Annotated in this window: 14 protein-coding genes; 10 read left to right on the top strand and 4 right to left on the bottom strand. The window is 47.7% G+C overall.

Features of this window, described 5'->3' with window-relative positions:
• Positions 1-187: 187 nt before the first annotated feature.
• Together csaA and udk are read right to left on the bottom strand one after the other, a co-directional pair.
• Entirely contained in the window at positions 188-517 is a 330-nt protein-coding gene (csaA, locus tag BLS14_RS29320; protein ID WP_090955338.1) for a chaperone CsaA, read from the bottom strand.
• A gap of 176 nt (positions 518-693) precedes the next feature.
• Positions 694-1326, bottom strand: a complete 633-nt coding sequence (gene udk, locus BLS14_RS29315; protein ID WP_063566443.1) for a uridine kinase — start codon at positions 1324-1326, stop codon at positions 694-696.
• Between the two features lie 305 nt (positions 1327-1631).
• On the opposite strand from udk, the gene BLS14_RS29310 reads away from it, so the two are divergent.
• Positions 1632-2090 carry a hypothetical protein gene (locus tag BLS14_RS29310; protein WP_090955336.1) on the top strand — a complete coding sequence of 153 codons (459 nt, stop codon included), beginning with the start codon at positions 1632-1634 and terminating at the stop codon, positions 2088-2090.
• Positions 2091-2194: 104 nt separating this feature from the next.
• Here the strand turns inward: BLS14_RS29310 and BLS14_RS29305 are convergent, their stop codons facing one another.
• Together BLS14_RS29305 and BLS14_RS29300 are read right to left on the bottom strand one after the other, a co-directional pair.
• Positions 2195-5209 carry a DEAD/DEAH box helicase gene (locus tag BLS14_RS29305; protein ID WP_090955405.1) on the bottom strand — a complete coding sequence of 1005 codons (3015 nt, stop codon included), beginning with the start codon at positions 5207-5209 and terminating at the stop codon, positions 2195-2197.
• A 5-nt stretch (positions 5210-5214) separates the two neighbouring features.
• Positions 5215-6981: an SWIM zinc finger family protein gene (locus BLS14_RS29300; RefSeq protein WP_090955334.1), complete on the bottom strand. Its 1767-nt coding sequence runs from the start codon at positions 6979-6981 to the stop codon at positions 5215-5217.
• A gap of 227 nt (positions 6982-7208) precedes the next feature.
• Here BLS14_RS29300 and BLS14_RS29295 point away from each other — a divergent pair, with 227 nt between their 5' ends.
• The 9 genes from BLS14_RS29295 (at position 7209) to BLS14_RS29255 (ending at position 20045) form a co-directional block, all read left to right on the top strand.
• Positions 7209-8027: an endonuclease/exonuclease/phosphatase family protein gene (locus BLS14_RS29295; protein ID WP_090955332.1), complete on the top strand. Its 819-nt coding sequence runs from the start codon at positions 7209-7211 to the stop codon at positions 8025-8027.
• A gap of 220 nt (positions 8028-8247) precedes the next feature.
• On the top strand, positions 8248-9858 hold the full coding sequence (locus BLS14_RS29290) for an S-layer homology domain-containing protein (protein ID WP_090955330.1): 1611 nt from the start codon (positions 8248-8250) through the stop codon (positions 9856-9858).
• 256 nt (positions 9859-10114) lie between these two features.
• On the top strand, positions 10115-12412 hold the full coding sequence (locus BLS14_RS29285) for a glycoside hydrolase family 88/105 protein (protein ID WP_090955328.1): 2298 nt from the start codon (positions 10115-10117) through the stop codon (positions 12410-12412).
• A gap of 335 nt (positions 12413-12747) precedes the next feature.
• Positions 12748-14082 (top strand): ABC transporter substrate-binding protein, encoded by a 1335-nt coding sequence (locus tag BLS14_RS29280; RefSeq protein WP_090955326.1) that lies wholly within the window; start codon positions 12748-12750, stop codon positions 14080-14082.
• Between the two features lie 46 nt (positions 14083-14128).
• Positions 14129-15079: a carbohydrate ABC transporter permease gene (locus BLS14_RS29275; protein ID WP_090955324.1), complete on the top strand. Its 951-nt coding sequence runs from the start codon at positions 14129-14131 to the stop codon at positions 15077-15079.
• Positions 15076-15924, top strand: coding sequence for a carbohydrate ABC transporter permease (locus BLS14_RS29270; protein ID WP_090955322.1), 849 nt, complete (start codon positions 15076-15078; stop codon positions 15922-15924). Before BLS14_RS29275 ends, BLS14_RS29270 begins: the two co-directional genes overlap by 4 nt.
• A 25-nt stretch (positions 15925-15949) precedes the next feature.
• Positions 15950-17848 (top strand): sensor histidine kinase, encoded by a 1899-nt coding sequence (locus BLS14_RS29265; protein WP_090955320.1) that lies wholly within the window; start codon positions 15950-15952, stop codon positions 17846-17848.
• Complete coding sequence (locus BLS14_RS29260; protein ID WP_090955318.1) at positions 17845-19449, top strand: response regulator; 1605 nt, start codon at positions 17845-17847, stop codon at positions 19447-19449. Before BLS14_RS29265 ends, BLS14_RS29260 begins: the two co-directional genes overlap by 4 nt.
• A gap of 50 nt (positions 19450-19499) precedes the next feature.
• Positions 19500-20045 carry a GNAT family N-acetyltransferase gene (locus BLS14_RS29255; RefSeq protein WP_090955316.1) on the top strand — a complete coding sequence of 182 codons (546 nt, stop codon included), beginning with the start codon at positions 19500-19502 and terminating at the stop codon, positions 20043-20045.
• The last annotated feature ends 647 nt before the right edge of the window (positions 20046-20692 follow it).

Raw genomic sequence — 20692 nt, 5'->3', positions numbered from 1 at the left:
CACTCCAGGTGTGCAGATATCCTCCTCAGGACCCATTTAACCTCGAAAAATGCAAAAAAAGGCCACGAATCCGAAGATTCATAGCCTTATACTTTAAGGTGTCAGTCCTATTTAGTTCAATATTGTACTTCAAGAATAACCGATTTCCAAACATTTGAAAAGACAGGAATAGCGATATGATAAAAAATCAGGCAATCGGTGTTCCGTTCGGTAAGGTCTGGTCCGGCGTTAACAATACAACGTCACCTTCGCCAGGCACGCCGCCAAGCACCAGTACTTCGGATACAAAACCTGCAATTCGGCGCGGCGGGAAATTGATTACAGCAATAACCTGCTTGCCTACCATCATGTCGGGGGTATAACGTTTCGTAATTTGGGCGCTCGAACGTTTAAGGCCAAGTGGGCCGAAATCGATGGTCATTTTAATGGCAGGCATGCGTGCCTTTGGAAAAGGTTCGGCTTCTACCACTGTACCAACGCGGATATCATGCTGTATAAACTCTTCAAAAGTAGCCATGTTGTGATGTCTCCTTTCAGCTATGGAGTCCATTATAAAATAGAAATAACCAAAAAATCCAGATTGCGCTAATCGCAACCTGGATTTTAGTGGTGATATTGTATGAGCGATGCCCGTTTTTGTCCCACTGGGAAGTGAGCGGGGCAGAGCGCTTAATGCAGCAACATCATATTAAATTATGCGCCATTCCACTTTTCACCAGTCAGATATTTCTCAGTCAGGATGGATAACATCTGAATGCCGACTTCATTATGTCCACCTTCGGGAATGATGATGTCTGCATACTTTTTGGAAGGCTCGATAAAAGCATCATGCATCGGTTTGACGGTTTCGAGATATTGTTTGTACACGGATTGAATCGTACGGCCGCGTTCTTCCATATCCCGCAGTACTCTGCGCAGAATACGTACGTCGGAATCCGTATCAACAAATACCTTGATATCCAGAAGGGCACGCAGATGTTCATCGATCAGGACATGCAGTCCTTCCACAATAACGATATGGTTCGGTGCCAGTTCAACCGTTTCATCAGCGGCACGGTTATCTATGGTGAAGTCATATACGGGAGCATATGCCGTTTGTCCTTGTTTTAACAGGGTAAGATGCTCAATTAACAGATCATTATCGAATGCAAACGGATGATCGTAATTGGTGAGTCGACGTTGCTCAGGGGTGAGCTGCGACTGGTCTTTGTAATAGTTGTCTTGGGATATGAAAGTCACTTTTCCTGATCCAAGACGGTCTATGACGGAGCGAGCTACCGTCGTTTTACCGGAGCCGGTTCCTCCGGCGATACCAATAATGAGCATGATTGTTCCATAAACCTCCCTAGAATGGCAGCATGGTCATGGATAAATATGAATGAATCGGGATAGATTCAAGTCCTTACCCACATGTCTGTCTGTGAATGCACAATTCCTCTATTGTAGCACAGCAACTCACTTTTTTCATCTTAGGGAATTACCACATTTTTCTGTAGAACTACCCATCAATCTGTATCAATTTAGTCTCAACTTCGCAATTATAGGTTGTAGGATCTAGGACCTTCGATATATGATGTCGAAAGATGCCAGTTAATGGGGGGTATCTACAAATATAAAAGGAGGTGTACGTTATGAAAAAATCAAGCAAAGTCATTTCTTCCACAGTTATTGCTGCCATCGCAGCTGTATCCGTTGTAACTTCTGCTTCTGCTGCAAGTGTATCTACGGTACCTTCTGTCTCAAGCATTCATTTGAGTAGCATGGACATCGAAACAGCTTTGATGATGGTTCAGCAAGAACGCACGAAATTGCTGGATATCCAATTACAGGCACAAATTCAAGAAGTTCAAAATCGCAATCAAGCGATTGCAGAGCTGAACGCACAATTGCAGGCAGCTATTCAGAACGGGGATACTGCCCAAGTTCAAAAGCTGAAAAACCAAATTGATGCGATGGGCAATTCACTACAGATGGATATGCTGCGTGTGCAGTCTTTGTCCAACAAACGCAATGAAGCCTTTGATGTGATGACTAACTTCATCAAGAAAATGCAGGATTCAAGATCGTCTATCATCGGAAACATGCGCTAGGAATGTAAAAAAAAGAGCGAAGACGGAATGCATTTCCGACACTTCGCTCTTTTTGTATTCTACTATTTACAAGGTTGCGTATGTTGCATCAACCCAGTCTGGAGTTAACCCGACCAGTCGCGGCGCCGGGTGAACAGATCCTTCAGCTCATCCGTCGACAGCTCGGTAATCCAGTTTTCAGAGCTGGTGATAATATTGTCGCTGAGCTGCTGTTTACTCTCCAGCATCTCGTCAATGCGTTCTTCAAGTGTGCCCAGCGAGATGAACTTGTGTACCTGAACATCCTTCGTCTGTCCCATCCGATAGGCGCGGTCTGTAGCCTGATTTTCCACGGCAGGGTTCCACCAGCGGTCAAAGTGGAATACATGATTCGCTGCGGTCAGGTTCAAGCCCACGCCGCCTGCTTTGATGGATAGAATAAAGACCGACGGCTGCTCTGCCGGAGGCAACGTCCGGGACTGGAACTCATCAATCATGCGATCCCTTCCAGTCTTGGACGTACCCCCATGCAGATATAGCACAGGTTCCTGCAACTCCTGTCTCAATACTTGTTGCAGCATCTGTCCCATGCCGATGTATTGTGTGAAAATCAGGCACCGTTCGCCCTCATCCCGTAGTTCGCGGACCAGTTCCATCAGTCGTTCCAGCTTCGCGGAGCGACTGATCAGCATGGCCATATCCTGTGGACTGTACAGGTCATACTCTGTTACAGAGCCTTCCGAGGAGATCGTTTCCGGCAAGGCTTCTTTGGTCAGCAGCAGGGGATGATCACACAACTGCTTGAGCTGGGTTAAGGCAGACAGAATCGCACCTTTGCGCTTGATGCCTTCCAGCTCTTTCATTTTGTCCATCAGTTCCTGAACGGACTGGTCATACAGTGCACTTTGCTCACCCGTAAGGTGAATGTAGGTTTTCATCTCATTTTTGTCCGGCAGATCGAGTTGAATATTCGGATCTTTCTTCTTGCGGCGCAGCATGAATGGCTTCACGAGCTGCTGCAAATCTTGCATGCGTTGCTCGTCCTTATCCTTCTCGATCGCACTGATAAAGCGAGTCTGAAATGCCCGCGCGCTGCCCAAATAGCCTGGATTAATAAAATCATAGATGGACCACAGCTCGGACAGCCGATTTTCAATCGGCGTACCAGTCAGTGCAATACGGTGTTTTGCCGGGAAGCTGCGTACTGCCATGGACTGCTTCGTTTGGGCATTTTTAATATTTTGCGCCTCATCCAGACAGATGGATGCCCACGTATATGACTGCAACATCTCTTGATCCAGAGTAGCTGTTGCATAGGAGGTAATGATGATATCTACCTGTTCAGTCTGTTCCCGGAACTCTTCTCCGCTCAGTCTTCGTGCCCCGTAATGCAAACTGACGTTAATTGAAGGCGCGAAGCGGCTGATTTCTTTTTGCCAGTTTCCCAATACGGAAGTGGGGCAGACGAGAAGGGCCGGGGCCTGCCCAGGCAAGCGCTGCTCATGCTCTTTGAGATGAAGTAAATACGTAATGAACTGTATCGTTTTTCCCAGTCCCATGTCATCCGCAAGACAAGCCCCGAGACCGAATCTACGCAGGAATCCAAGCCATGCGAAACCTTCTTTTTGATAAGAACGCAGCTCAGCATGCAATCCTTCCGGAATAGGCAGGGAAGGAGCGCCGCCTTGCCCGCCGCCAAGCTGTGCAATTACCCGGTTCAGGTGTTCGTTCAGTTCCACCTCAAGTCGAATGTTCTCGTTGGATTGTGGCTGTTCTTCTTCCTCTTCTTGTCCTTCCTTGCGTTTCTGGTTGCGATATTCTCGCTGCTCATTATGCAGCAGATGCAGGTGCAGAATATCCTGAAACGATAGCCCCTGTTCCTGATCCACACCGCCCATGGCCCGGCGAATCTGCTCAAGCAAGGCCGGATCAAGGGGAACCCATTCTCCACGGAAGCGGACCAGCCGTTCATTACGGGCTACGAGATCAGCGAATTCTTCCTCGCTGAGATCCGTATCCCCAATCGCAATACGCCAGTCAAAATGAATGATCGAGTCCAGTCCAAAGAACGACTGTCCCCGTTCACTGCCTTCATCCGGTTTCACCTTGGCACGCAGCTTGGGTTTCTTCTTGCGTGCAGCTTCCCACCAACCCGGAAGCAGCACTTGCCAGCCAGCTTCGAGTAGTCGTCCGCTGTCTTGCGTCAGGAACAGCCAAGCATCCTGATCTTCCAATGGATCACTGAGCACATCCCGACTGCCACTGATAGCGCGGCGAATTCGGGGCAGATGTGCACGCAGCTGCTCCAGCCATCCTCCCGAACGATCAAGGATGAACGGCGTCCACACGTCAGGCCATTCACCTTCCAACCGGCCACGTGAATCTAGCCTCACGGGAACGAGTACGGCTGCATCCAGTTTGTTCTGCAATACCAGCCGTAGCCGCCAAGCCGGTTCATCATCTTCCGGCTCCAGCAATTGCAGGAGTGGACGGAATGGGGCTGCGTCTGCTTTCCAGCCGATGGACACCAGCCAGGATTGGGCATCCATGCCGGCTGTTTGCGGAGCTGTTCCGCTTTGTGGAAACAACTGCGGGAATTCTCGCCGCAGATCGGTGGCCGCTTCCTCCGTACTGTACCATCGCTGGAACACGGAAGCGGAAAAGGCAGCACTCAGCCCTTCGGCGTAGCTCTCATCCGTTTGTTCCAGAGCTTTGCCAAGAGTGGTGCGATCCTGCTTTTTCAAGCTGTCCGGGTCCCAGGTCCATTGCAGTTGTCCGGTACGAAATGCGGTGAAGCTAGGGATGTATTTACGATTCTCAATCGATGCTGCGAGTACCGGGGCCAGCCGGATCAAATGCTCTGCCTGCTCGTCCCATTTCCATTCTATGTGTAGAAGGGTGTTCATTTCGCTGAAGAAAGGAATCACTTCTTCCGCAGGCAGTACGACCAGTTCAATTTCTTCGATCTGTCTTGTTTCAAGTTCTGTACCGTAGAAAGAAGGGGCATGCCAAGCAAATAATCGCTGCTTGAGCGATTGTCCCGATACAAAGTGATGGGTGTTCAGCGCTCCATAGAACAAGGCGTCCCCGTATCCTGTCAATGCAACATGGACCTCAATTGTTTCGGTGTAAGGGTGCATTAGGCTCATGAGATCAACTTACCTTTCCGAAGCTCTTCCTGCAGGGCGCGCAGTCGGCTGTTGCGAACAGCCAATGTGGTGATAAACTGCTCCCAATGTTCTTCCTGCTTCAATTTTTTATAAATTTTGGACAGACGCTTCAACAGTTTCACTGCTGCTTTGTATCCGTCCCTGTTTTTGTGTCCGATATAACGATCCACTGCTTGATGGTAGAAAGGCAAAAGCAGTTCGGGTGCATCCTTTTCAATCGGCTGTAGCACCGCTACCCGGAATTCTAGCGGCTCTGTCTCCGTGCTCAGTTGAAAATCAATCCACCGCCGCCACTGTCCCCGGGAATGCATTGCTTCTTCATAAGCTGGCCGGGAATGAGGCAGCATGCTGACCAATGTGTCCCACATGCGGTGCTCTACATCAGGCAGATGATGAATGGCTGTGTCCCACAACTGCATGTAATCATTCAGAGGGGAGTTCCGTCGGTTCGCGAGCAGAGGTCCAAGCTGTACTAACCACTCGCCTAGCCGTTTCCAGTCTGAAGAATCTGCAAGCACATGAAGAAAATGCAGCAGATGCTCCGGCGGGATGCCATATGCCGAGCCTCCGCTAATCAACCGCTGCCAAGCCTGTTCATCTTGTCCCAAATGGAAATGCATCCAGCTCTGCGCCAATACCAGCGGCAAGGGCAGCGTGACAGATTTAATCGGCGCATTGCGCCCGTTTTCCGTCAGATTCGCTACGCTCAGCACGCTCTCACCAGGCTTGGCGGGTTTAGAAGCAGCAGTCAGGCCGTCCTCCATTTCCTGTAGAAATGCCAGCTCTGACTCCAGCGTTTTCCGGTTTTGCTGAAGATGAGGCACAATCCAGCTTAACCAAAGCTGTCGATAAATCGGAGTAAAGAACAGCATGCTGGATGTCTCGGAGATCATCTGCGTACGCAGGTAAGCCGAGGTTTCCTCAAGCCTGTTCCAAAGTTGTTCAAGCTTCGTGCCCTTCAGACCGGAGAGATCCAACGGACGGCTAAAGATCTGTTCCAACCCTTTCTGGAGCGCATCCACGGCAAGTTGAGCAGGATAGCTCAGATACACCGGTGTATGTGTGATTGAATTGCGGCCAGGCACACAGAAGCGAATCAGGTATAACTGAACATGCAGTTCAAATAACTGGTCCATGCCAGCGGACAGCTTAGGTTTGATGGAATAGAGCTCGTCCGCTGCGGCCTGTACGTATGATTTACTTGGCGTGCCTATCCCGAGTCGTTTCAGGCATGCTCGAAACAGCTCATGCCACTCCGTGATTTCAAGTTCTGCAAGTTCCGTTGCACGATCCTTGATCTGGCTATACTGGTTAACAGGGATAGTGAGATCCTCTTCGTGCGCTGCGTAATCCGAACGTCCGGAAGCCGCTATAACAGCAGGTTTTGGAGCTTGTTTCAGTGCTGTACTGGAGTGGGCGTTCACAATGCCGTGTACAGGTCGCCCCAGTTGCTCCGCATAACTCATTAGAACGGCTATCATATGTTTGCAATGAGAACGAACCGGACAGGTACAGTGACTGGTGTTCAACGATTGCAAACTCAGCGTTACCTCATAATCATCGGAGCCTTGTACTTTAGCCAAAATTCCATTTTGTTCGGTGTAGGTTAATGGGCCGACACGTTTCTGTTTATAATATTGGAATCCGCGCATAATCGTCAGGTTGTTAAAATGTTCAGCGACCTGCCTGATCAACTGTTGCCACTGCGCATCATCCATGTTCATGTCAATAGGTATGTTCATCATTCCATCTCCTGGGGAAATCATAGGTTCAGTAATCACCACGTCTTGACGTAATGGTGTTCATTTTATGTATCCATCATATCAGTTATCGTGTGCTCCGTGCATCGGTTCTGAGAACTTGGACCATGCATAATAGGCTCGTCTTGTGTATGCTTAGCGTATGTATTCCTTTCAGGAACGATACAGGCCGGGATTCGGCTTAATTTCAAACAACAGGAGAGTGCATAATGAAAATACTTACGTTAAATACACACGCTTGGGCAGAAGAAGACCAACTGAACAAGATCAGTCAGCTGGCTGATTTTATCAATACACATCAATTTGATGTCATCTCCATGCAGGAGGTCAACCAATCCATGCATGAAGCAGCGCTATCCGCGGAGGAACTGAAACATTACTTTTCCACGGAATCGGATGCTGTGATCAAAAAAGACAACTACGCCTACGTTCTGCTTACGCAACTGACCGAAACCTATTACTGGACATGGATTCCGGCCCACGTCGGTTTCCAAAAATACGATGAAGGGCTGGCCATCCTGAGCCGGACGCCAATTACACAGGCTTTTGGTGAATATGTATCCCATATGCGCGATTACGACAACTACCGCACACGCAAAATTGTAGGTGTTCAGACTGAAGTACAAGGTGAAGCAATCTGGTTTGTGAATGGACACTATAACTGGTGGGATGATGAACAAGAGCCTTTCAAGGGGCAGTGGGAACTGACTGAGAGCAAGCTCGCTCCATATATGGACCAGCCGCTGTATATTATGGGTGATTTCAATAATGTCGCGGAAGTACGTGAGGAAGGCTACGATTATATGATGAGCAAGGGCTGGAATGACCTGTACACGACAGCTGTGCAAAAGGATGACGGTGCAACCGTGGTCAAAGCCATTGCCGGATGGGCGGATAACAAACGAGATCTGCGTATTGATTATATTTTCTCGAATCGTCCGGTACAGGCGAAGTCTTCGACGGTAGTTCTCAACGGAAAGAACGGCCCTGTGGTCTCTGACCATTATGGCGTAGCTGTGGAAATTTAACAGTAGGTCAGCCTTGTACACAATTTTTTATCAAAATAAAACGAAAGCCTCCGCTCACTTCCTTATAAGGAAAGTGCAGTCGGAGGTTTTTTAATTTTAAAGCCAATACCCGAAATAAGGCGATTTGTTCAGAATCGGTTCAGAGCCTCTCTATATAATGTGCATTATCGTACATGTCCATATTATTTAAGGAAGATCCTCGATTGGATTTTGCGTTGGAATGACACGAACTTACTTCATACTGGAGGAGCATTCTTTTGAAAAAAATCATTTCATCAGCTCGATTCTCGCGGCGTCCTTGTTGACAACACCTTTGTGGACGACACAGGCTAACGCCGCAGTATCATTTACCGATATCGATAAATCCTACGCCAAGGATGCCATTGTAGAGTTGCAAAATGAAGGAATTATCGCCGGATTCAGTGATGGTCGATTTAATCCGTCCGGTATGATTACCAGACAGGATTTTGCCATCCTAGTTGCCAAAACGTTAAAACTGGATGTAACCAATAACGTCCCATCCAATCCGACATTTACAGATATTCCTGTGACCAGCTATGCCTATGCTTCTGTTGAAGCGGTACATCAAGCAGGTATATTTAAAGGCATGGGAAGCGGGAAATTCGGGAGCGGTCAGACATTATCCAGACAGGATATGGTCGTAACCCTGATGAGAGCGAAGGGAACAGACGTAACGGGCAAAGCTGCTTCGTTAACGTTTAAGGACAGCACAAGCATCTCGGAATATGCAAAAGATGCGGTTGGAGCGGCACTAGAAGCCGGATACATTATCGGAGATCAAAACAACATGTTCAAACCGGCTTTGCAAGCGGATCGTCAAGCTGCAGCATTGACGGCTTCCCGATTGCTGCAAACGATAAAAGAAACTACAGGTCCGCAACCTGAACCAGTGCCTACGCCAACACCAACACCAGAGGTAACACCAACGCCCGTGCCTACTCCGGCTCCATCTACCAGTTCGAATAATAGCGGGTCCTCATCAGGTGGAAGTAGCGACAGCGGGAACATGAATCCATCTGTACCTGCGGATACAACAGCACCAACGGTGGATGTAAGCAAATTTAGCATTATCGATAATTACAGCGGAACCTGGGATCAAGTTCAGGGGGATTCTGGAGCAGTAAGTGAAGAAGGAGCCGTTGTAACTTTCTATAGTTGGACTGATGCGAATACGAATGAAGTCGTGGATGAAGGAGAGTTGGAAGAAGGAATTCCCCTTGCCAAAAGCAAATCGGATGGTTCACTTGCGCTTACCAAATTGAAAAATTTGACTCCAGGAGACTACACATTTGTGGTTACTGCCAAGGATTCAGCAGGTAATGAGTCTCCTAAAGATGCGGCGCATGTATTTACTTTTACGCTTGTAAACGGAGAAATGCCAGTAGACGTGCCGACTATAGGTTCCAGTAAGTTTGGCTTCGACTCAAGCAACTCTAAAACAAAGTATCTTCAAGTTCAATATGGAAATAATCCATTTTCTCTAAACTACGATGTAGGGGAAGAATTTATGGATGGCACCATCGAGTATTGGACCGATGCGTTCCAGTTTAGCATAGATGATTCATACCAAATTGATGGTGAGAATTATACAATAGATAGCAGTCAGATCAGTAATGATGGTCATACGCTTAAGCTTAAAGTAAATGTAGAACCCGGCACACCTATTATTTTGCAATTGGGAAATAAGATGAATGAGACAAGAGGTCAATATGATTTAATCATTCGTGTAGATGCTGACGGCGAAGGATTAACCAAATCTGTATATGAAGAAACAGAGAAGCTATTCGTTAAATTTGACATCTTCGGATAATTTTAATTTACATGAGACGGACTACAACGATGTAGTCCGTTGTTTTGTCTTATCGTCAGACTGACAATACAATTATTTATTTGTAAGCGTAATCAAAAATCTGTAGCCACCGGGAAGCAGGTCAGTTATACTTGGTTTATTATTTGGCTATTCCAAAGATAAACGAGGATCATCAACGTTCACCAAAAAGGGATTTTCTCACAAAGGTTAAGCGCTATACCTATGTATTCCATCGGGAGAGGAATGTGGGCATTCAATGACAACGTATTTCAGTGAACCGCAGAGTATGTACTATCGATTCGGAGAAGATCAGGATCAGGTGCTGAAGGTGCTGGCAGAGAGGTATATAGGTGCCAACGCGCAGGCTGATTTTGTATATCGCGTATTTCAGAAGTCTGGTATTTTGCAAAATGAGAAGGGTCTGTATGATCTGAATTTGAGTAAACGTTTCCCTGATGCACAGAAAGGTCAGATTTCTTATGCCGCAGCGCTGGTATGGGGGGATGAAGATCGAAATCTGGATGTGCTGATCCGCTGTTATGGACCGGTTCGCTTCTATTTTAACGAGCAATTGGTATATCGCTCCACGGTCATGGATGAGATCAACCTGGACGCGACTGTGAAACTGGGAATCGACATTAAACCGGGATGGAATATGTTGTTGCTGGAGATGAAGTATACACCTGCGGGCTTTGGATGCCAGTTTGGCTCGGACGAGGGGAAAGTGCGTATTCTGAATGTGCTTGCTCCTTTCCAGGAGAGACAGGGACAGGCCGGATGGGTGTATTCCAAACCGATAAGTTCGGAGGAGAATCATCCGGAATGGAATCTGCTCGGGTCAGAAGAGGATCACAGACTAGATTGGCTGCCTGACGCGCAATGGTCAGAGGAGAAACAGACGCAACCATCCCTGGAGAGAATATACGGACATCTTCAAGGTCAGCAAGTCTATGCGTGGACACGGTTAATCAACAGGGATTCAAGTGATTGCCCGATCCGTTTGTCTGGTCAATCTTCCGGACCACTGAATATATGGCTGAACGGTGTATCGGCAGTGCAATTGAAGGAAGCGGGTCCATTCGAGTCGAACATAACCGGATCTTTTGGACGGAACGACCTGTTGGTTTGCAGTGAATGTAGCGATACGGCCGAGCCATGGAATTTTGTAATAAATGCAACGGTGAATGGAGAGCAATTGGAACTGGAGCTTCCCCAGCGTGTGCACGGAGCTTCTGGAGAGCCGTGGCTATATCTAGGACCTTTTGAATCGGAGGACGTAGAACCTGATTTGCAGGATCTAATGCGTACTGATCGGGTGTTTAAAGGAAGTGTATTGAACGATAACCCAGAAGAAATGGGAAGCCAACATACACGGAAGGAACGCATATATTGGCGATTGGACAGACCGGATGCGTGGATACGCCCCTATTATGAAAATGCAATGCTCAGTAACAAATGGACCGTAGGCAGTGTAACCAACTATGGTCGCTGGGACTATCCTTTAGGTGTCACCGTATATGGTCTGTTGCAAACTGGACGTTATTTGCAGCGGCCCGACATTACGCGTTATGCGTCAGAACATGTGCAGGCGTGTACCCGTATGGATGAGTACTCATTATGGGATCGGGAGCAGTATGGTTTCCCAGCGGTTAACCAGCAGCTGGTTATGATGAAAATGCTGGATAACTGTGGCTCCTTTGGCTCAGCCATGCTGGAAGCCTATTCCGAATGTCAGGAGCCGACGTTTTTGCCGATTGCCGATCGAATTGCAGATTTTATGTTGACCCGGTTGGAGCGACAGGAGGACGGTGCATTTTACCGTGAGTGTATCGGTGAATTTGCCGAGAATACGATGTGGGCAGATGACCTTTATATGAGCACTCCGTTTCTTGTGCGGTATGCCCGACTGACGGGAAATAATTCAGCACTGGATGAAGCTGCTAGACAATTTTTATTGTATCGGAAATATCTGTTCATGCCTGAATTCAAGATCATGTCCCACGTATACGATTTTAAATATGGACAGGCGACACAAATTCCGTGGGGACGGGGAAATGGTTGGACGCTTTTTTCGCTGTCTGAGGTATTGGAAGCTTTGCCGACAGAGCACCCGGAGCGCCCGACTTTAATTGCCTTCTTTAATGAATTATGTGAAGGATATGCAGCTCTGCAAGGAGAGGGTGGATTGTGGCATCAGGTATTGAATGATTCGGAAACATACCAGGAAGCCTCCTGTACAGCGATGTTTGCTTATGGTTTTGCACGGGGAGTACGTTTTGGTTGGTTATATCAACCTGAACGTTACATTGAAGCGGCTGAGCGGGCCTGGAACGGATTAACCCGTAAAGCGATTGATCGTCAGGGTAATGTACATGGTGTATGCAGTGGTTCGAGATATGCCTTTACTGCAGAATATTACAATAAGGACCTGCTCACGGTAACGAATGACAATCACGGTATTGGCATTATGATGCTGGCAGGAACCGAAGTGGCGAAGATGAAGAAACATCTGGCCCAGCCTAAGGTGTCATCAACTGCTGTGACGCAATCCTGAAAGTGTCAGTAAAACTACAGGATACCTTGATCGAAATCTCACATGATAGCTACTCTAACGTTTCATTGCAGACGGCTGGATGACCACTGGTGAGATGGAGCGAAGTAGAGTACGCGGCACGAGGAATGCAGTATATATGAATAACCACTGGGAGCGTCATTCCTGGTGGTTATTTAATCACTAAGAATATTGAAGACAATTGAATGGACATTTGTCCCAACCCCTTACTTTTTTGACAGGAAAGCTTACTTTTGTTTATGTCATGAGCAGCCATAGGCCGTTACAATAGTTTTTGTAAGCGATTCCATAAAAGCTAAAGGGGAGGAAATTCATTCATGTTGAATACCAAAAAGTGGGTAACCTTGTTCTGCCTATCCCTGTTAATGTTCGCTACAGCCTGTTCCGGAGGGTCATCAGGACCATCTGCTTCATCCAATGAAGGAGAAGAAGGGGGAACTTCCGGCAATATTGAACTTCGTATGACTTGGTGGGGATCACAGACTCGACACGATCTTACGACCAAAGTGATTAAGCTGTTTGAAGAAAAACACTCTGGCATTACTATCAAGCCGGAATATTCCGGTTGGGACGGATACTTTGACAAGCTGACCACACAGGTAGCCGGTTCAAATGCACCGGATATCATTCAGATGGATTACGCTTTTCTAACCGATTTTGCCCGGCGTGGTGCATTGCTTGACCTGACCCCATACGCAGAGAGCAAGGAGCTGCGCACCGAGGATCATGATAAGAGCATGCTCAAAGCCGGATCGATTGACGATAAATTATACGCCATTACATTGGGTGTAAATGCGCCAGGTGTCATCTATGATGCCACCGTATTCCAGGAGCTCGGAATCGAGGAGCCGCAGGAAAGCTGGACGTGGAAAGATTTTAGTGACGTAGCTGCCAAGATTGCAGCAGAGAAGGGTGACGGTTTCTACGGTTCGGCCGATGTATCCGGAACTACTAACATGTTTGAGGTATTTATCCGGCAAACAGGCAAGGGACTATTTGATGGCGGGACGTTGACAGCGACCAGCGAGGAGCTTCAGCAATGGTTTGACATGTGGGGGGCGCTTCGTGAGAACGGGGGTGCTACCTCCGCAGAAGTGACGGCGTCCACTACGAATGCACTGGAGACACGCCCGATCTCACTTGGTACAGCTGCCATGGACTTTGCCTGGTCTAACCAATTGCTGACGTTCCAGCAGGTTAACAAAAACCAGGATCATAAGCTTGGGATACAAGTGCTTCCGCACGGTGTGGGTGAAAAGCAAATCGGTGAATACCTGAAAGCAGGTCAGTTCCTGTCCGGTTATGCCAAAACGAAACATCCGAAGGAAGTGGCAATGTTTATCGACTTCATGGTAAATGATCCCGAAGCTACCGCCATTCTAGGCTCGGAACGCGGAGTACCCGTCAATGCCAGCATCCGTGAGAAGATGCAGCCTACACTGCCAGAAGCGGAGCAAGCTATCTTCCAATTTATCGATGTGGTATCGAAAAACTCCAGTGAAATTGATCCGCCATACCCGCAAGGATTTTCCGAAGTGGATACCAGCTTCAAGAGTGCAAGCGAGCAGATTGCCTTTGGTCAAGACAACACACCGGATGTGATTGCCCAGTTCATTGAAGGGGCCAAGGCGACACTTGCATCAAGTCAATAACACTTGAACGGTTCCAGACTTCATATTCCGCGGGGAGGTTGCGAAGATGAGTACAACACAGGTCAGTCAAGCACGAACCGAGCGTGTGACAGCCCGGCGGGTGAAACGGAAATATGCCCATAATGGAGCAGCGCTTCTTTTCCTGGCCCCATGGCTGGTTGGTTTATTATTTCTGACACTTGGGCCGATGCTCGTTTCCTTATACATTTCGTTCACAGACTACAGTATCCTGGCCGCCCCTTCCTGGGTCGGTCTGGATAACTACTTCACGATGTTTACATCGGATAAACTGTTTATCCAATCGCTCAAAGTCACATTTACGTATGTCGCCGTATCCGTACCGATCAAGCTGATCTTTGCCCTGCTGGTGGCGATGCTGTTGAACAAGGGCATTCGTGGGCTTGGCATTTACCGTACGGTGTATTACATTCCAACCCTGCTTGGGGGCAGTGTCGCGATTGCGATGCTGTGGCGCAAAATGCTGGGCGGTGACGGTCTGCTTAATGGGGTGCTTGCCATGGTCGGCATTAAGGCACCCGATTGGGTCGCCAACCCGAATTATGCCCTGTATTCGATCGTACTGCTGTCCGTATGGCAGTTCGGATCGTCGATGATTATTTTCCTGGCAGGATTGAAGCAGATTCCACCTGAGTATGACGAAGCTTCCGCCGTTGATGGAGCAGGCCCACTCCGGAGATTCTTTTATATCACACTGCCGATTCTGTCGCCGGTTATCTTTTTCAATCTCGTGATGCAGCTGATTACCTCCTTCCAATCATTTACTCAGGCTTTTGTCATCAGTAACGGCAGCGGGGGGCCAGTCAATTCAACATTAATGTACTCTCTATACCTGTACAAAAAAGGGTTCTCGTTCTTCCAGATGGGTTATGCATCCGCCATGGCCTGGGTGCTGGTGATCCTGATCGGTGTCTTTACATTGCTGGTATTCCGCAGCAGCAAGCTGTGGGTGCACTATGAGGATGGTGGAAAATCATGATTGGACAACGAAACTCTGCTGCGTGGGTAGTCGCCAAACATATACTTATCTCGGTCATTGCCTTTGTCATGCTGTACCCGGTGCTCTGGATGCTGGGCAGTTCATTCAAACCGGGACATATGATTTTCACCGAAACTTGGTTTTGGCCGCAAGAATGGAACTGGCAAAACTACATCAATGGCTGGACAGGAATTCAGGGCAATCCCTTCTCTCGTTTTCTGACCAACTCGGTCGTCCTGTCGCTGGGCGCTGTGCTTGGCAATGTCATCTCTTGCTCGATGGCGGCGTATGCCTTTGCCAGATTGAATTTTCGGTTCAAAGCGATTTGCTTTGGCATAATGCTGATGACGATCATGCTGCCACACCATGTGACGCTGATCCCTCAATATATTCTGTTTAACCATTTGGAATGGGTGAATACGTATCTGCCGCTGGTAGTGCCAAAATGGCTGGCGACCGATGCCTTCTTTATTTTCCTGATGGTCCAGTTCTTCCGGGGATTGCCCAAAGAGTTGGATGAAGCGGCGACGATTGATGGATGTGGTCCTGTACGAATTTATACCAAAATTATCATCCCGCTGGCCTTTCCGGCGCTGGTGACGACGATGATCTTTACCTTTTTGTGGACATGGGATGACTTCTTCAGCCAGTTGATTTATCTGAGTGATGTCAGCAAATATACGGTGCCGCTGGGCTTACGTCTATTCCTCGATTCCAGTTCCCAATCCGATTGGGGCCCGATGTTTGCGATGTCAGTGCTGTCACTGGTGCCTTGTTTTATCGTCTTTATCGTGTGTCAAAAGTATTTCGTGGAAGGAATCGCTACCTCTGGGCTTAAAGGGTAATTCCAAGACGAAACGAGTTGATTCCATGCGGAAACGAAGATTATCTGTATTCCTAAATCATAAGCTGCAACAAAGCAAGCTCTCCACGTTGATGGTGACTTGCTTTATTGCGTTTAACCTGCTGCTCGTCTCGGTTATTGTTTGGCTGGCATACCAGTCGTTCTCTGCCGTCACGTTTACCGAGATCAGCAAAGCACGACTTGCTCTTCTGAACGAGAGTACACGCCGCGGGTTTGATTTTATTACTGGTGTGACAGGCACGGCTTATTCTTTAGCGAGCAACCGTGAGCTGTCGAATCTGCTGGAAACGAAGGGAACGGGAAGGCTGACACAGATCCACCAACGGCGTGAGGTATCCAAAATACTGGATCATACGGTGGTAGTCAGTGAAGGTATTACCTCAGTGGAGCTGTATACGGATGCCTTCAACGGTGTCACTGTCACGATGGCCGACCGCATCTATTCAGTGGATACGATTGCCGGTGATTCATGGTTTGCTGCACTGGAGCATGCGGATGCGGCTTGGGTACCTCTGCGGGAAAACGAATCAGGCCAATCGCTAATCGGATACGCCCAGCGAATCTTTGACAGCCGGGGTGGTACGGTAGCCTACGTGCTCATTCGCCTGAGTCGCGCCGATATTGTACGCAGATTTGCGGATATGCCGATGGTGCTGGATGGACAGGTGCTGTTGGTGGATACCGCAGGCAACGTCGTCATGCAGATGGGCGATGACAATTTAGGGGTGAATTCTGCTGAGGATTCAAGCTTAATTCATGGAGCCTCAAAAATTTTTCCTTCTATTAATGTAGCTGCTAATGTAGCTGCTGCTGGGGAAAGCGAACCAGTCGTCGATCGTGCATGGATTCAGGAGCATGTTGAACATGGGCAGGACGGATTTGAAGTGGTTTCCGGCAAGCCTGGTGGAGCTCAGCTGGTTCTGTATTCAAGACCTGCCATGCTTCAGTGGCGACTGGTACAGACCATCCCTGTTCACACCCTGTTATCTCCTGTGAGGCAGGCCGGATGGCAGGTCCTTGGAATAGCTGTGCTGGGATTACTATTTTCAGCGGTACTTGCTTATCTGTTCGTTTGGCGGATTGTTCGTCCTTTACGTCAGTTGATCAAGCGGATGAGGCAACTGGAGAAGGGGGATTTCAATACCCGGGTTCAGCTTTCGTTTACTGAGGAATATGCCCATTTGGCGTATGGATTCAACCATATGGCTTCACAGTTGACGGAGTTGATGGAGCAGGTCAAGGAAGAGAGCCGGGCGAAGCGTGAAGCACAGACCGGTTTACTGGAGGCGCAAATCAAACCGCATTTTTTGTACAACACACTTGACATGATCCACTGGCGTGCTCTCGATTATGAGGCCAAGGACATCAGCCGCATGATTGTTCAACTCAGCAAACTGCTGCGTATTGGATTGAGCGGTGGCAGATTATTCATCCGAGTACGGGATGAGTTGGAGCATGCTCGTTGTTACGTTAGCATTCAGTCGGAGCGGCTGCCGTTCTCTATTGATTATCAGGAACAGATTGATCCGAGAGTGCGAGGTTGTTACATTCCCAAAATCATTTTGCAGCCCTTTATTGAAAATGCGGTCATGCATGGGCAGCCGAAGGAAGGACAACTTCGTATACAGGTGGATATGCGGGAATCGGAGAGCAACGATCCACCACCCAAAGTCATCATTTGCATAAAGGATAACGGTCAGGGCTTGCCTGAGGGCTGGAAGCTGGAGGAGACGACTGGTATTGGTATACGAAATGTACATCAACGCATTCAATTGTATTGTGGTACTGGGTACGGCGTTGATATATGTGCAGGTGAATTAGGCGGAGTAGAAGTGACCATTACGTTGCCACGTATTGAGACGGAAGAACAATTAAACTTATGGCTGGGCGGTGAAAATGAATGAAAACCATTATGCTCGTAGACGATGACCCGCATATTGTAAAAGCACTGACCGACCATATTGATTGGCCATCCATTGGCCTCCACATTGCAGGAACAGCTTCCAATGGCGTGGACGCACTGAAGCTATTCCAACAGCTGCGCCCTGATCTTGTGATGACGGACGTCTATTTGCCAGGAATGACAGGACTTGAGGTCACGCAGGCGCTGCGGCGGGACCATCCCCATCTGCCGATCATCATTCTTAGCGGATATGACGAATTCGAGAATGCCCGGGCGGCCATGCGCTGGGGCGTGAATCATTTTTTGCTAAAGCCTGCGGAAGTGGAGGAGATTGAGTCCGTTCTGCGTGAGGTGCTACTGGAAGAGGATGTGCGTGAGCGGCGTGAGCAGCTGGAGCGGACGTATAAACAGGAGATTGGACGGGTGGTTCCTTATCTTCGCAAATTGTTTCTCCACGAGCTGTTAACCACACGCTACCGGGAAGAGGAGTTATCTGCGGAGCGTATGGATTATGTGGGCATTCGTATACCCTCTCAAGTGCGCGCCATCAGTCTACAGTTGTACCGGCCTGCATTTTTGACAAAGATGAAAGAGAGGGACTGGCAGCTATTAAGATATGGGGCAGCTGATATTATTCAGGAGACCGTCAAAGAGCAGACTTCGCAGATAAACGACTGCCAGGTGGAGATCGTGGATTACTCGGACCAGGTGTTAGTGCTGCTTCTATTTGACGAGAAGGACCCGCTAGAGCAATTTGAGTCCATTGTTGAACGGATGATTGATCAGATTTTTACGTATCTCAAAATCGAAATGAGCGCAGGTATTGGAACGTCCAAAGAGCACTTATGCGAAGTGATGGACTCCTATCTGGAGAGCAGAGAGGCGCTAGAGAAAGCAGAGTTTCAGGGCGGGAGCCGTGTATATCGATATGATTCATCAGATGCGTTAACCCCGAGCGCAACGGATTACTCGCAATTGCTGCGACAATGGAGTGAGTCATGGGCAGGTATGAGGACTGATCTGGCAGAGGAGATATGGGTTCACCTTCGCAATCTGCTGGAAGAAGGGGGTGGTACCAGTATTCAGGATGTGCAGGTTGTGGCTGTGAGCCTGTTCGACACGTTAATTCATAGTTGGAACCGGCATTATCCCATGCTGGCACCACCGCTCTCGATGAGCCACTTTTTGCGGGAAATTCAATCGAAATATGGGCTGCAGGATCTGATATGCTGGATGGATGGTATTATTCGAAACTGGATGGAACAGATACGTAAAGAAATGGGCGAGAAAAAAAGCAATAAACTAGTGGAGCAGGTAAAACAGTACGTCGAAATGCATTATGCTGAAGAGATTAGTTTTGAAGCCATTGCCAAGGGACTGTTTGTACACCCCAAATATTTGAGTCAGCTGTTCAAGAGGGTGACCGGAGAGAACTTTGTGAGTTATGTAAATGGGTATCGGATTCAACGTGCGCTGGAGCTATTACAGTCAGGGCATTACATGGTCTACGAGGTTAGTGAAATGACTGGGTTCCGCAACGCGACCTATTTCAGTCAGGTGTTCAAGATGCTTACGGGCAAGAGTCCGTCTGAGGTGGGGTAGAGCCATCAATAGGGTAAGCAAAATAAAATAGATTGGACGGATTACAACGTATGATCATCGATCAACAGGAGTTTAACGTAAAAGGATTGACCTATTCAATTAGGTCCGCAATGGAAAAGGATGCTGAGGCATTGTCTTCACTTCGTTTACAGATGGATGGAGAAACCGAGTATATGGATCGTGAGCAAGGTGAAGGCTTTATTGATCCAGCGGGGTTTGAACAACTAATCCGGTTGGACTCTGAGAAAGAGAGAAACCTGTTTCTCGTTACTATGGTAAAGGAACAAATCGTCGGGTATTCCAGGTGTGAAGGTGTTGATCTAAAGCGATTTTCTCATAAGGTTGAATTTGGCGTTTGTGTAGCGAAAGAGTGCTGGGGATACGGGATTGGCAAGAAACTACTCGAACTATCAATAGATTGGGCAGACACGAATGGAATTGAGAAGATGACATTGAACGTGGTGGGGACGAACGATAAAGCGATGGAGCTTTACAAAAGGATGGGCTTCGAGATAGAGGGGACTGTGAAAAAGGATCGACGACACGCGGACGGTCGGTATTACGATACAGTTATGATGGGAAGGTTCAGGGGCTGAGGGGGAGAAGGTGGTGGTGAGAGGTTGGCTAACAATATACGCCACTCCTTTTATTATTCAATAACTATTCTTTTATATGAAAGAACAGATACACGAGTAACTACTTATCTCTCATGGAGAGAGTTAATATCTATTAGATGTAGTTTCTTAAAATCTGATTTCATATATTGTTATAGAGGCTAATAGATATGTGCGATACAAGACTAAGTATCCCTTGAGCTACCCTTTCTCTATAAGTTAATGATAATCAACATTGTCATATCTATTGAGTGTAGCAGATGGGGTCTGATTGCAAGACAAAGATTGATTATAAATAGAAGGGGAATATAACGGTTCTATTTGTTCTCATAAAACGGAGATAGAAAAATATTAATTAAGGGTTGCAATTTATTTTTGTACATGGTATATTCTAATTCCGGCCAAGAAAACACGAGAAACACGGTGCGGCAAGCGAATGAAATAAGCTTCGAAAGAAACTTAAAAAAAGAGCTTGCAAAGTTGGTTCGGATGTGATAAGATATAAAAGTTGCTGAGGTGAACAACACACGGCAGTGAAACAAGTTTGATCTTTGAAAACTGAACAACGAGTGAGTAACGATCTTGCTTGCAAGATCGACGCTGAGAAATCGGTACGCGTCTTCGGATTG

This window comes from Paenibacillus sp. OK060, from assembly GCF_900101205.1.
Taxonomy (GTDB): domain Bacteria; phylum Bacillota; class Bacilli; order Paenibacillales; family Paenibacillaceae; genus Paenibacillus; species Paenibacillus marchantiae.
The sequence above is the reverse complement of the archived record's forward strand: the minus strand, read 5'-3'. Positions and strand labels throughout refer to the sequence as shown.